Origin of the sequence: Flavobacterium sp. MEB061 (genome assembly GCF_000834715.1) — a bacterium.
GTDB classification, from domain to species: domain Bacteria; phylum Bacteroidota; class Bacteroidia; order Flavobacteriales; family Flavobacteriaceae; genus Flavobacterium; species Flavobacterium pectinovorum.
In genome coordinates this window covers 123,968-138,603 of the sequence record NZ_JXQR01000005.1, presented here as the reverse complement: position 1 = coordinate 138,603, position 14,636 = coordinate 123,968, and the positions used below count along the sequence as shown (strand labels likewise).

Below are 14,636 nucleotides of genomic sequence, written 5' to 3'. Positions count from 1 at the left end.
AACAAAGAAAACCTGAAACAAAAAATATTATGATAAAAAGAATTAAAATCGAAGCTTACCAAGTAGGATTGGTATTCGAAAACAGAAAATTAATTAACGTATTAGAAGAAGGTTTGCATTGGATTTTTGGAAACAAAAATGTAATGATTTACGATATGAATGCATCATTTCAGGCGCCGTTTGAGTTGAATATCTTATTGCAAAATGAAATGCTTACAGCAATATTAGAAGTTGTAGAAGTTGCGGATAATGAAATTGTATTGCAATTTGTAAACGGTAACTTTAAAGAGGTTTTAACTGCCGGAAGATATGCTTTTTGGAGAGGAATTGTAAAAAATGAATTCATAAGAGCAGACATTTCTAAAATTGATATTACAGAAAAGATTCCTGTCAATCTATTAGAAAATGCGAAGCTGAGGTTGTTAATTAGAAAATTCATTGTTTCCAGCAATGATAAAGCTTTGCTGTTTGTAAACGGAACTTTTATAAAAGAGCTAAAAGCCGGAACGCATTATTTCTGGAATAACGCCATTACGATCGAAGTTAAAACTGTTGATGCCAGACAGCAGCAAGTAGAAATTTCTGGTCAGGAATTGTTGACCAAAGATAAAGCCGGATTGAGAATCAATTTCTTTGTGAGATACCAGGTTGTTGATGTCATGAAAGCGTTGGTCGATAACAAGGACTTTGATAAACAATTGTATGTAGCCATGCAATTGGCTTTAAGAGCTTTTGTTGGCGGATTAACTCTGGATGAATTACTGGCTAAAAAAGATACAATTGCCGAGGCGATTTTAGCTGAAGTAACTACTAAAATATCTGATTTAGGTTTGGTTATTTCTGATGCCGGAATTCGTGACGTAATCTTGCCGGGAGATATGAAAGAAATCATGAATCAGGTTTTGGTTGCCGAGAAAAAAGCACAGGCCAACAGTATTATGCGAAGAGAAGAAACCGCAGCAACAAGAAGTTTGCTAAACACAGCAAAGCTGATGGAAGAAAACGAAATGTTGTGGAAATTGAAAGAGATGGAATACGTAGAAAAAATTGCCGATAAAATTGGCGAAATTACGATTTCAGGAAGCGGTAACGTGATCGGACAATTGAAGGAAATCTTCGTGAAATAAAAAACGGCTGTCTTTGTGAGACAGCCGTTTTCTTTAATTTTGCGCATTTTATATATAAATCCTATTAAAGAATATTATTTTCCTCTCTAAATGTTCAACCTTTTTTCTTTCAGTCAAAACCCAATGCTCATAAAGCTCAAAGTGGTTCTTGCTCTATTAGTTTTCCTTTTTCGTCCCACTGCGTAAATGTATTTTTGATTCCGTCTCGAATAATACTAACTTTTCCATTTTCATAATATCCTTTATAATAAATCTCTTCCGCATTTTTTACTTCACTTTCATATTTTAGATTCCCATTATCATAATAAGCATAAAATTTTCCATTCGGAATTCCATTTACAATATTTTCAAAATGTGAAATTTTTCCATTGTTAAAATAGCAAATGATTTTTCCATTATATCTTAAATTGTCTTTAAAAAGAATCCTTTTTCTATAAAGTCCTGAAAAAACCAAACCTCCATTTTCATTAAAATATTCTACGTTATATTCACCTTTTTTTTTGTTTTGGGTGTATATTTTTCCATAAAGTTGCCATTGAGATAATGATAACTTTGCGATACGTTTTCTACGAATTTAAATTTTGGTTTTCCATTTGGCCAATAATCGGTTGATTCTTCTTTTTCATTATCATACTCATGTTCAAGGCTTCCATTTTCTCTAAAATTAATGTTTTTTCCTATCTGTACTCCATTATTGTCATATTTACGGACCCATTTAGGTCTTCCATTTTCGTACCAATCAATAATTGTATCATAAATTTGATTATTATTTTTAATATTGACAATTGATTTCTTTTTTCCCGATTCGTAAAACCCAACCATAATGTAATCTGATTTTTCTTTGTAAAACCGTAAAGTTTTTATTTTTTTACTTTCATAAAAAAATGTGTCGATTACATTATAATTTTCTTTATTAATTCCTATTGTATCTAATTCATTTTCAATTATTGTTTTTTTCTTACAACAAGCAAATGGTAAGCAAATTAATAGTGATAATAAAATATTTTTTTTCAATTTTCTCTTTGTTTAATTGGTTTCACCTAAGGTTATAATTTTTCATTATTTAATCTTTGAAGTAATCAATAATATATTTATTTATTTTTTTGAATTTTTTTTAATATGATTAAATACGGTCTTGGTTGTTTTCGCGTATTGTAAATATATGTTTTTTCTTACTTCAATTGAATAGCCAATAATACTAACTTTAAATCTTTATATTTGCATTATAAACTTCATGAAAAATGAACTACAAAATATCATTTCAGGAAAGAGCCAAGTTAGGCATGGAAATTCTATCCAAACAATCTCCCGTTACCTTAGAAAAAGCAAGAGCGCAAGCGGAACGTTTGAGTCAGGCAAGCAAATCAAAAGTGAAGAAACAGCGTTGATAAAAGAATTTTGTAATCGAAACAGTTTTTGGATTACTTATATAAATATTAATGCTTTTATCTCTTCTGGCGCTGAGCAAAAAGTTTATCTTCAAAACAAACACAAAGTAATCAAGCTAAACGATAGTATTTATTATGAGTCTTGGAAAGATTATTTCAATAATTTATTATTAAATAATTACTTTTTTCCTGATACAGCTTATCAATTAATTGGATTTTATGAACAAGATGATACACTTTATGCTGTTGTAGAACAGAAATTTGTAGAATCTAATTGTGATACGGAATTAGAAAATGTAAGGCAGTTTTTAATTTCTAATGGTTTTGTTAATACTAGAAATAACGATTATTTTAATCCAGAAGTTGGTATTATTCTTGAAGATTTACATGATGAAAATGTTCTAACTTTTAATGATAATTTATTTTTCATAGATACAGTTTTCTATCTTACAGAAGCATTTTATAAAGACCAATAAAAAAAACGGCTATCATTTGATAGCCGTTTTCCGTTGGTTTGTATTATCTTGATTTATTTAATTTTGACCATATATTTTAGCGTAAAGATCTTTGTAGATTTCTTTGATAATTTTACGCTTTAATTTTAAAGTAGGAGTCAGTTGTCCGCCGTCGATAGACCAAACATCCGGAGTAAGTTCAAAACGTTTGATTTGTTCCCAGTGTCCAAATTTTTTGTTGATTTCCTCAATTTCGTTGTCAATACGTTTTACAACTTGTTCGTTTTTTACGATTTCTTCGTTAGAACTTCCTAAAGTTACTTTATGTAGTTTTGCCCATTCTTTTACGAATTCAAAATTTGGCTGAATAAAAGCTGCCGGCATTTTTTCGCCTTCACCAATTACCATAATCTGCTCAATAAAACGAGATTGTTTCATGGCGTTTTCAATAAGCTGAGGTGCAATATATTTTCCGCCCGAAGTCTTGAACATTTCTTTCTTACGATCGGTAATTTTAAGGAAACCTTCTTTGTCAATTTCTCCGATATCTCCCGTGTGGAAATATCCGTCTTTTAAAGCTTCATCTGTTTTTTCCTGATCTTTATAGTAACCCAACATTACGTTTGGTCCTTTGCAAAGAATTTCACCGTCTTCAGCAATTTTTACTTCAACGTTGCGAATTACTTTTCCAACAGTTCCAATTTTAAAACCTTTATTTCTTTGATCGTTTACAGCAATTACCGGCGATGTTTCAGACAAACCGTAACCTTCCATAACCGGAATTTCTGCAGCAGCAAAAACTCTTGTTAAACGTGGCTGTAAAGCAGCACTCCCGGAAACCATTAAATCTAATTTTCCACCCAAACCTTCTTTCCATTTACTGAAAATAAGTTTTCTGGCAATTTTTAATTGAAATTCATACCAAAAACCGTTTGCTCCGTAAGGCTCGTATTTTAAACCTAAATCTATAGCCCAGAAAAATAGTTTTTTCTTAATTCCGGTTAATTCACCGCCTTTGGCATAAATTTTATCGTAAACTTTTTCAAGAAGTCTTGGTACCGCTGTAATTACAGTTGGCTGTACTTCTTTTAAGTTATCACTAATTTTATCAATTGATTCTCCAAAATAAACTGAAACTCCATAATATTGATAGATGTACAAAATCATTCTTTCAAAAATATGGCAAATAGGCAGGAAACTCAAAGCGGTGCTTTTTCCTGCATCAAACGGAATTCTTGGCGCACTGTCTAAAACATTCGACACAATATTTTTGTGCGATAACATAACACCTTTAGGTTTTCCTGTAGTTCCGGATGTGTAGATTATGGTGGCTAAATCATCTGTTTTAATACTGTCTTTTATACCCTCAACTTCAGCCTGATTGCTTTCGTCTGCGCCTAAAGTCAATAATTCAGACCAATGTTTGGCGCCCGCAATTTCATCAAATGTATACACTTCTTTTAAAGTGGGTACATTCGCTTTTATGGCATTTACCTTGTTCAATACTTCGGTATCCGAAACAAAACAGTAAATACTGCCGCTGTGGTTTAATATATATTCGTAATCTTCTTCGGCAATTGTTGGGTAAATTGGAACATTTTGTGCTCCCGTTTGTAAAATACCAATATCCATGATATTCCACTCCGTACGATTATTAGAAGTAATTAAAGCAATTTTGTCATCTTTTTGAACACCCATGCGCAATAATGCTCTCGAAACAGCATTAGCTTTTGCAATATATTCCTGTGTGGATGTTTTTTCCCAAACCCCGTTTTTTTTAGTTGCCAAAGCAACCGGAAGGTTATAAGTCTCTTGTTGATAATAAGGAAAATCAAAAAGGCGTGTGATTGAAACCATGTTTAATATATTGAATTTTACTGCAAATTAAATAAAAATAAGGTATAATTTTTATTTTTATGAAATTTTATGGGAAAAATTATAGGTACTATTGAAAATGAACGAAAACGTTTTCTTTTTTGTAGCAAAATTTAGAAAAAACAAAGAAATATTTAAATTAATGCACAATTATTGTACGTTATAATCTTCATATTCTTTTACTCTTTCTCCCATCAGGAACATTCTTTTCTTAAGGAAATGTATAGAAAGCTGTGTGTAATTCCACTCTTCGCTGTCTGTAATTCTGTACCAGAAAGTATAAGATGCACTATTAAAACCTTCCTTAAAAATGGGTGTACCTTCGTCTGTACATTCAATTCCCCAGTTAATTTTACTTTTACTTAAATCTGCATTCTGGATAACGCCCGTTCCATCAGGGTTTAAGACTGTACTAGGCGCTTTTTGACCTATTGGTAAATAAGTTCCCGGAACCGGATAATTAAGTGTAGTTGTTATATAACGCTCATGATTTTTGTAATTAATGGCATCTACCTGAACTTGTGAATGAGATTTTGTAGCAATAAAAAATAATGCAATAAGAAGTATTCTTAGGATTTTCATTGTATGTAGGTTTTAATGTTTTTGGGTTAAAAAAGTTTTCGTGGCAGGAACTTTTTGGCGAATATAGTTCAAATTTCAATAGAAAAAGAAATCGGAAATAAATATGAATGCGTTTTTTTAAACTTTTTATTTTAAGAAGGTTTTTATTGAATAAGTAACTGATATTCTTTTGATTTTTCTGAATTATGCAGTTTGTGAAATCTCAGAACTGTTTTTTTCGAAGAAATGAAAAAAGGGTGTTTTTCCCCTATAAGAAACGGGAAATTCCCTTATTATTTCTTTGAGGTAAATAGTAGTTTTACCTCGCTAAAATTAGTAAACGGAAAATTAAAACGGGCAGCTATTATTCTTGAATATTGAAACTGCTTTTTATATAAAATGAGTAAGTGTGGAACTAATACTCAAATTTGTGGAGGCGTTTTATTAAAAAAAAGACGCCGCCACCAGATGCAGAACCTTGGTGGACCGTTGCAGCGATTGACTCAGGCTTGTTGGTCGGAGGACAAGAGACGTATTGTTTAACAATACAATCGTGGAGAATCTTTTTTTGGGGGACAAGATACGATAACTTCAGGGCTGTTTGTTTTAAATGCCTCAAATGTTGTAACAGGAGTTGCTTCGGCACCAAAAGGTTTTAAATAAAAGTGCCTCAGCTAATAGGGATAGTGCTGAGGCATTCTTTTTGTTTTATTTTTTCGCCACGAATTCACGAATTAGTTAAAAATAAATTCGTGAATTCGTGGCGTTTTTTTTAGTTATTCTCAATCCATTTTCTGGCGTTGATAAAAGCTTCATGCCAAGGTGTAAACTCGTCATTTCTGTCTTTTGGATAATGTGCCCAGTTCCATTGAAAAGTCGAACGCTCAATATGAGGCATTGTAACCAAATGTCTACCTGTTTTATCACACATCATGGCTACATCGTAATGAGAACCATTTGGGTTTGCAGGATATCCTTCGTAAGCATATTTCGAAACAATGTTGTAGTTTTCTTCACCCATTGGTAAATTAAATTTTCCTTCTCCGTGAGAAACCCAAACTCCCAAAGTAGTTCCGGCCAATGTCGATAACATAACCGAATTGTTTTCCTGAACTTTCACAGAAGTAAAAATACTTTCGTGTTTGTTACTATCGTTATGAAGCATTTTTCCGTGCACTTCATGCTCCGGATTAATAACTTCTAATTCCATAAACAACTGGCATCCGTTACAGATTCCAACAGATAAAGTATCTTCTCTTTTGAAGAAATTATCCAAAGCTGTTTTTGCTTTTTCGTTGTATAAGAAAGCTCCGGCCCAACCTTTTGCAGAACCTAAAACATCTGAGTTAGAGAATCCTCCAACAGCACCAATAAATTGAATGTCTTCCAATGTTTCACGTCCAGAAATTAAATCTGTCATGTGAACGTCTTTTACATCAAAACCTGCCAAATACATTGCATTTGCCATTTCACGCTCAGAATTACTTCCTTTTTCACGAATAATAGCCGCTTTTGGTCTTGGTTTAGAAGCATCAATTACAGGCGCTTTTCCAGTAAAATGAGATGGGAAAGTATAATTTAAAGCTTGATTTTTATAGTTTTCAAAACGTGCTTTTGCAGTTCCGTTTTTAGATTGTTTTTGATCTAATAAATAAGAAGTTTCAAACCAAACATCTCTATACTCCGCAATATCCAAATTATATCCCGAGGCTTCGGGACCAAATTCCAAACTTGGCGTACTTTGAACTGAACCAATTTTGAAGAATTCGATATTATTAGCTTTCAATTTCGCTTCAACAGTTGCATCTTGTTTTGCCTGGAAAACGATTCCGATGTTTTCAGCGAAAAGAATTTTCAATAAATCTTTTTCTGCGAAAGCTGAGAAATCAATTTTAGCTCCAAGGTTTACATCAGCAAAACACAATTCTAATAAAGTTGTAATCAATCCACCACTTCCGATATCGTGACCTGCTAAAATTTGGTTTTCACCGATTAATTCCTGAATGGTATTAAAAGCATTTTTGAAGAAAGAAGCATCTTTTATTGTCGAAGTTTCTTTTCCGATTGTGTTTCTGATTTGTGCAAAAGAAGAACCTCCTAATTTGAAATCATCCTGAGATAAATTGATATAATAAATAGAATCTCCGTTTTTCTGTAAAACCGGTTCAACCACTTTTCTAATATCTGTACAGTTTCCTCCTGCAGAAATAATTACCGTTCCCGGTGCAATTACTTCGTCATTTGGATATTTTTGTTTCATCGAAAGAGAATCTTTTCCTGTCGGAATATTGATTCCCAATTCAATAGCAAATTCAGAACAGCCTTCAACAGCAGCGTACAAACGAGCGTCTTCACCTTCGTTTTTACAAGCCCACATCCAGTTGGCAGAAAGTGAAATTCCTTTCAATCCGTCTTTAATTGGTGCCCAGATAATGTTTGATAATGATTCTGCAATAGCGTTTCTGCTTCCTGCAACCGGATCAATCAAAGCAGCAATAGGAGCGTGGCCAATAGAAGTGGCAATTCCTTCTTTACCTAAATAATCCAAAGCCATAACGCCAACATTATTCAAAGGCAATTGCAAAGGTCCTGCACATTGTTGTTTGGCAACTTTTCCACCCACACAACGGTCTACTTTATTCGTTAACCAGTCTTTTGAAGCAACAGCTTCCAGACGTAAAACATCTTTTAAATAACTTTCGAAATTGGCGCCGTCGTAAGTAACATCAGCATATTTTCTGTCGATAGTTTTATCGGTCATAACCGTTTTTGGAGAACTTCCAAAGAAATCTTCCAAAGCATAATCCATCGGTTTTGAACCATTTGATTTAGATTGAAAAGTAAAACGGTGATCTCCCGTTACATCTCCAACCTGATACATTGGCGAACGCTCTCTGTCGGCGATTCTTTGCAAAATATCAATATCTTTTTGACCAATAACCAATCCCATTCTTTCCTGAGATTCGTTACCAATAATTTCTTTTGCAGAAAGTGTAGGATCTCCAACAGGCAATTTGTCTAAATCGATTAAACCTCCGGTTTCTTCCACCAATTCAGAAAGACAGTTTAAGTGTCCTCCAGCTCCGTGATCGTGAATAGAAACAATTGGATTATGGTCGCTTTCTACCAAACCACGAATGGCGTTTGCAGCACGTTTTTGCATTTCAGGATTCGAACGCTGAATGGCATTTAATTCAATTCCTGAACCGAAAGCACCAGTATCTGCAGAAGAAACCGCAGCTCCACCCATTCCAATTCTATAATTTTCTCCACCCAGAATTACGATTTTATCGCCTTCTTGTGGTTTCTTTTTGATTGCCTGATCTAGTTTTCCGTAACCAATTCCGCCCGCTTGCATGATTACTTTATCGTAACCAATTTTACGGTCGTTTTCTCCATGTTCGAAAGTTAAAACTGAACCTGTAATTAACGGTTGACCGAATTTATTTCCAAAATCAGAAGCTCCGTTTGAAGCTTTGATTAAAATATCCATTGGCGTTTGGTACAGCCATTTTCTTTCTTCAACAGCGTTTTCCCATTTTCTGTCGTCGTTCAAACGAGAATAAGAAGTCATGTAAACCGCTGTTCCGGCCAATGGCAAAGAACCTTGACCACCTGCTAAACGGTCACGAATTTCTCCTCCGGAACCTGTTGCAGCTCCGTTAAAAGGCTCAACTGTTGTTGGAAAATTATGTGTTTCTGCTTTTAAAGATAAAACCGAATCAAATTCTTTGATCTCGTAATAATCTGGTTTGTCAGCTGTTTTTGGTGCAAACTGCTGCACTTTTGGTCCTTTTACAAAAGCAACGTTGTCTTTGTAAGCAGACACTATATCATTAGGATTTTCCTGTGATGTTTTTTTAATTAATTTGAAAAGAGAAGTTTCTTTTTCTTCACCATCAATTACAAAAGTTCCGTTGAAAATTTTGTGACGACAGTGCTCTGAATTTGCCTGAGAGAAAGCAAAGATTTCAGAATCAGTAAGTTTTCTTCCCAATTTTACAGCAAGATTATCTAAGTAATCAACTTCTTCCTGACTTAAAGCCAAACCCTCAACTTTGTTGTAAGTCGCAATATCATCGATTTCCAAAATCGGTTCTGGCTGAACATTGATGGTGAAAATCTCCTGATTTAATTGATTGAATTTTTGAAAAAGCATCGGATCAAAATCAGTAAAATCTTCCGTTGCCGGAAAAAATTCTTCAATTCTGATGATGCCAGGAATACCCATATTCTGAGTAATTTCTACAGCATTTGTGCTCCAGGGTGTGATCATTGTGGCACGTGGACCAACAAAAAAATCCGACAGTGCGGATTTCTCGATCTTATTGGAGTTGGCAAAAAGCCAGTTTAATTTTGAAATGTCTTGAGCCGAAATTTCGTTTTGCGTTTGTACGGCAAAAACAGTTTTGCTTTGGTTTTCAAAGAAATGGATCATTGTGATGTGTAGTTTGTTGTATTGAAGGTGCAAATTTAGTTTAAATAAATAGCAAGCGCAAATTTGAAAACAAACTCTTTTAAAGTTTTTGCCACGAAGGCGCGAAGGCGCAAAGTTTTTTTTTGTTTCACGCAGATTTGGCAGATTGAGCAGATTTAAATGGATTGTAATTTTATTGTAAATCTGGGTAAATTTATTCAGTTTGTTTTTTTTAATCTCGCAAAGTCGCAGTGGCGCAAAGATTAATATTTGGTGAATAGGATGAAAAAATAAATCAAGGAAAAAGGCTTAAGCAAAACTGTACCTGTTTGGCTTAAGCCTTTTATAATCCTATTTCTAAACCTCCAGCTGAAGCTGGAGGCAATTCAAAAAAACTTCAATTTCTTATATCACTTATATGTTGAAAAGAACTTAATTGATTATGATTTTCTTAATTATTGTTTTTGAATCTGTAATGATTTGCACAACATAAATGCCTTTTGCCAAATGGCTAACTGCAATCGCATCATCAGTAGTATTTTGTTTTTCGAAAACTTTTTGTCCTGCAAACGAAATAATTTCAATAGAATAAGTCGTATCCAAATTATCAAAACCAACATAGAAGTTTCCGTCAGAAGGATTTGGGTAAATGATAATTTCATCAGAATCAGTAATTTCTTCGTCGATTGGTTTCGCAATTTTACTTGCCAGATTATTGCAAGTGTCAGTTGCATACGAATCCCATTGCGAACTTAAATTGAAAGTTGTCGATGGAGAAGTTACAGTCGATTTTCTTCTTAAAGTAACATCAATGGCAAAGTTTGCTGTTCCGCCGCTAAAAGTTCCAATGATGTCAATTAAAACACCATTTTTGAATAAACCTACAGCATCATTTCCATTAAACATTAATTCCGTTCCAGAAGTTGAAATATTAGCGGCACTTGTAGAATAACAAGTAGAAGAAATAGAACTGTTTACAATTACGAATTTACTTCCTGTGGTTAAAGTTCCGCTTAAAGCCAAACCAGTACTCCACGAACCCGCTCCATTGGTTTGTTTTTTAATCGTGTAAGCCGATAAGCTCACAGAACTTCCTGTATTATTGGCGATTTCCAGCGCTTTGTTATTTCCTGAACCTTCAATGTATTCAGAGAAAAGCAAATCTGTTGCAGTTCCGCCTGTTCCGCTGCTGTTCGTTGTTACGGCAATTGTACCGCTTGATGCAGAAGCATTTCCGGCCGCATCTTTTGCTTTTACATAAATAGAATAACTTGTTGAAGCCGTTAATCCTGTTATTGTTGCTGATAATCCGGAAACAGTTGTTTTTAAAACACTGTTGGCATAAACATCATAACCTGTAACGGCTACATTATCTGTAGATGCATTCCACGCAAGTGTAATTGATGTTGAAGTTTTTGATGTCGAAGCCAGACTCGTTGGAGCCGTTGGGGCCTGAGTATCTGTAGAAGAAGTTCCTCCCCAAATTTGATTCACATATTCTGGATGATCGATGTATGGATTTCTGTTATTTTGACGCCCATAAATGGCATTGTTTCTCGCAATTTCTCTCGCACTTACAGGATCTTGAGCATGCCACGCCAAAAGAACATTTAAGAAAGCTGTTGTAAATACTTTATTGGCAGAACCGTCAAACATTGGAAAAGAATAACCAGAAACGGTATTTTCATAACGTGTTGCAAAATAAAAATACATTCGGGCAATATCGCCCTTAAAAGCATTTACAGGTTCAAAAACAGTTCCCGAATATCCCGATACAGAACTTGATCCCAATTTGCTTCCGTTTTGAGAAGTGTAAGTTGCTGAACTCACCGTGCCATGCGGATAGTTAGAACGCATTCCGTTTACTTTTCCGTCGGTTGGCGTAATAAAATGCGCATCGGCAACCATTGGAGATTGCTCATTAAATACTGATTGCGGAATAATATGTTCTCTGTTGTAGCAATCGCCCTCCACAGAATAATTTCCGCAGCGTTGCGTACTTCCTGTACTATAATTATAAGGATCTGTTCCTGATGGATTTTCAGAATACATGTCCAGTACAGTTCCGTCGTTTTCATAAAAATTATCAACGTCAGAAGTTTGATAAGTCGTGTACAAACCTGCATAACCGTTATCAGTATGACCTTTAATAATGTTGTATAATTGAGTTTTTAAAGTGTAACCTGTTCCTGTTGCGGTGTTGTAATAACCACTTGGAATCTGCGCGAAACTGACTGTGAAAAGTAGTAGGAATAAAAAAGAGTAAAATTTTTTCATAAAAATAGTTTTTAGGTTTGGTTGAAAATACTTCAAAATAAACTTTTCAATAAATTGATTATGAGAAGTTTAATTTTGTAATTGTAACAAATCTACTACTTTTATAAATACGCTGAGTTAAGGAATGATTATTTTTAGATATATTTTCTTACGGTTGTGTTTTTTTGCCACGAAGGCGCCAGGGCACGAAGTTTTTCTCTCATTTTATGTCATTTCGAGGAACGAGAAATCACACTAAAACTCCGCATAGTATGTCGCCAATCTTTGTCGAGTTCTAGTGTGATTTCTCGTTACTCGAAATGACAAACAGTACGTTTAATAATTACTTTTAAAAAAAACTTCGTGCCTTAGTGCCTTCGTGGCAATCCTTTACTCAGGAAAAACAGCATTTTGATAAGCCCCCAAATCCGGAGGAGAAGTTCTCGCTACACCAATAATATCCAACGGTATTATATAAATCTGATTTCCTTTCGCGAAAGCGGGAGAAGTATTGTCTATGTTAAATTTATTGAGATTGACATTATAAAACTTCGGATTTTCGTTTAGAATGATTTGGTTATAATGTTCCGTATCGGTTTTAAACTGATAATCTGGATTTGATGAAGAACTGGTAAATTTTAATAGACAATTGTTTAATTGATATACAAAAGGTGCTGCAGTATTTTTGTTCAAATTAAATTCGCTGGTATTCGAACCATAAATGATACAATTATTGAAAGTCGCCTGCGTTAACGGATTTGTTTCGGGAGTTGCGCCGGCCAAACTGTTGCTTAAATTCACCGAAAAGTGTGAACTGCTTTGCCAATTATTGTAAAAAGTACAATGCGTAAAACTGTAATTTCCACCATAAACACAAGACAAACTCGCTAAACCGGAATAATTGATAACAATGTTTTCACCATTAAGATGAGCATTTTGAGCTAAAATTCCATATTCGGCGCAATTGTAAATTTGAGTGTTTTTGATTTGAAAAGCTGTTTCATCCTGATTTTGGATTGATAAACCAATTGTTGCATTTTTCAACGTTAAATGATTGATCGAATGATTGGTGCTTTCTTTAGAAAAAATAACCGAACTCCATTGTCCGGGAACATCAGAATATTCAGGTTCCAGACGATCGCCTTCAAAAACAACTTCGTTTTCCAGTTTTTCAGTCGTTGAAACATTTCCGTTAATTTGAAGAGAAGCATTATTATCTACAAAAAGTCCTGAATTGGCATGAAAATGAACTCGCGCTCCGGCTTCAAAAGTGACAGTTTTACTTTCCGGAACTCCTGCAAATCCGTAAATTACATAAGGTTTCTGATTGTTGAAGATCAATTCATTTCCGTTTACGGCATCATTTTCATCCAAATAAAAACCATCAACTGATTTTCCGTCAATCTCGATTTTTTCTTTAGTTCCGTCAGGATTTTGTTTCGGATAAAGAAAAATAGCATCCTGAATTAAAGTGACCAAAGCTACTTCCTGAAGATTCGAACCTCCATCAAACTGAATTTCATCGGTATATAAAAAATCTGTTGGATTGGCATCTGTAATATCCGCCGTTGTTTCTATAAAAATATACAAACTGTCTTTTGCCAAAAGCGTTACGTCATTGAAGATTTTGCCATTGTTTCCGTTCATTCCGTCAACCGTCATTCGGTATTTAGAATTCAATCCTTTTTTAAGCTGAATGGTTGGAATCGAAATATCATCTTTACTTTTATTGTACACTTTTAGTTGATACGTGCTTGAACCAATATTTTTAAAAACGGTATCTAAATAAACGGTATCTTTTGAAAACTTTAAATTTCCGGAACTGGCAACGGTATCAAAATCAGTTCGGCAGGAACTAAAAGTTATAAGCAAACCAAGAATGAAGAATGTAAAGTATTGACGCATTTTAATGAAGTTGTTTTTTGCCACAGATTGCACAGATTTAAATGATTTTCTATTCTTTGCTAATAAAATTTAATCTGTGTAATTTGTATCAAATATTTTTATTGTTCTGTAAAAATAACAAAAAACTTACATGTTTGAAGCTGATTTTAAATAATAGAATTGGATTTTCGAATTTGTAACTCATCTTTTCTTTAATTTTACGATTTTAAAGTCCATTTTAATGAATTATACCAAAGAACAAATATTAGAGCGCTGCAATCAGTTTACCAAAAACACCTTGATGGAGACGCTAAAAATCGAATATATTGATGCAGGCGAAGATTTTTTAGTAGCCAAAATGCCTGTAAATCCAAGCGTTCATCAACCAATGGGACTTTTACACGGAGGCGCTTCGGTTGCTTTGGCGGAGAGTGTTGGCAGTGCAGCGTCTTTCTTCTTTATTGATACAAAATTACAGGAAGTCCGCGGCATCGAAATTTCGGCAAACCACTTAAAAAGTATTCGCGAAGGCTGGGTTTTTGGTACCGCACGAATCATTCACAAAGGAAGAAGTATTCATTTATGGGAAATTAAAATTACCGATGAAGAAGGGAATTTGATTTCACTTTGTAAATTGACTAATATGGTTTTAGATAAAAAGAAAGATTAATTA

Annotated in this window: 10 protein-coding genes; 3 read left to right on the top strand and 7 right to left on the bottom strand. The window is 34.1% G+C overall.

Annotation, left to right across the window (positions count from 1 at the left end; all coding sequences use genetic code 11):
* The first annotated feature begins 29 nt into the window (after nt 1-29).
* Nucleotides 30-1,127, top strand: coding sequence for a slipin family protein (locus tag RT99_RS02180; RefSeq protein WP_042563090.1), 1,098 nt, complete (start codon nt 30-32; stop codon nt 1,125-1,127).
* 136 nt (nt 1,128-1,263) lie between these two features.
* Here the strand turns inward: RT99_RS02180 and RT99_RS02175 are convergent, their stop codons facing one another.
* The gene (locus tag RT99_RS02175) at nt 1,264-1,581 is read right to left on the bottom strand and encodes a hypothetical protein (protein ID WP_042563089.1); all 318 of its coding nucleotides are present in this window, start codon (nt 1,579-1,581) and stop codon (nt 1,264-1,266) included.
* Nucleotides 1,582-1,604: 23 nt separating this feature from the next.
* The gene (locus tag RT99_RS02170; protein ID WP_042563088.1) at nt 1,605-2,141 is read right to left on the bottom strand and encodes a hypothetical protein; all 537 of its coding nucleotides are present in this window, start codon (nt 2,139-2,141) and stop codon (nt 1,605-1,607) included.
* Between the two features lie 220 nt (nt 2,142-2,361).
* Here RT99_RS02170 and RT99_RS02165 point away from each other — a divergent pair, with 220 nt between their 5' ends.
* A complete protein-coding gene (locus RT99_RS02165; RefSeq protein ID WP_042563087.1) occupies nt 2,362-2,991 on the top strand; it encodes a hypothetical protein in 630 nt (209 codons plus the stop codon).
* A gap of 57 nt (nt 2,992-3,048) precedes the next feature.
* Here the strand turns inward: RT99_RS02165 and RT99_RS02160 are convergent, their stop codons facing one another.
* The 5 genes from RT99_RS02160 to RT99_RS02140 all read right to left on the bottom strand — a co-directional run bounded on the left by RT99_RS02160 (nt 3,049) and on the right by RT99_RS02140 (nt 13,984).
* Nucleotides 3,049-4,827: a long-chain fatty acid--CoA ligase gene (locus RT99_RS02160; RefSeq protein WP_042563086.1), complete on the bottom strand. Its 1,779-nt coding sequence runs from the start codon at nt 4,825-4,827 to the stop codon at nt 3,049-3,051.
* 168 nt (nt 4,828-4,995) lie between these two features.
* Nucleotides 4,996-5,427: a hypothetical protein gene (locus RT99_RS02155; RefSeq protein ID WP_042563085.1), complete on the bottom strand. Its 432-nt coding sequence runs from the start codon at nt 5,425-5,427 to the stop codon at nt 4,996-4,998.
* A gap of 751 nt (nt 5,428-6,178) precedes the next feature.
* The gene (purL, locus tag RT99_RS02150) at nt 6,179-9,844 is read right to left on the bottom strand and encodes a phosphoribosylformylglycinamidine synthase (protein ID WP_042563084.1); all 3,666 of its coding nucleotides are present in this window, start codon (nt 9,842-9,844) and stop codon (nt 6,179-6,181) included.
* Between the two features lie 411 nt (nt 9,845-10,255).
* Complete coding sequence (locus tag RT99_RS02145) at nt 10,256-12,100, bottom strand: endonuclease (RefSeq protein ID WP_042563083.1); 1,845 nt, start codon at nt 12,098-12,100, stop codon at nt 10,256-10,258.
* A gap of 369 nt (nt 12,101-12,469) precedes the next feature.
* The gene (locus RT99_RS02140) at nt 12,470-13,984 is read right to left on the bottom strand and encodes a hypothetical protein (protein ID WP_042563082.1); all 1,515 of its coding nucleotides are present in this window, start codon (nt 13,982-13,984) and stop codon (nt 12,470-12,472) included.
* A 220-nt stretch (nt 13,985-14,204) separates the two neighbouring features.
* Between RT99_RS02140 and RT99_RS02135 the strand changes: the two genes are divergently transcribed.
* Entirely contained in the window at nt 14,205-14,633 is a 429-nt protein-coding gene (locus RT99_RS02135) for a PaaI family thioesterase (RefSeq protein WP_042563081.1), read from the top strand.
* Nucleotides 14,634-14,636: the final 3 nt, after the last annotated feature.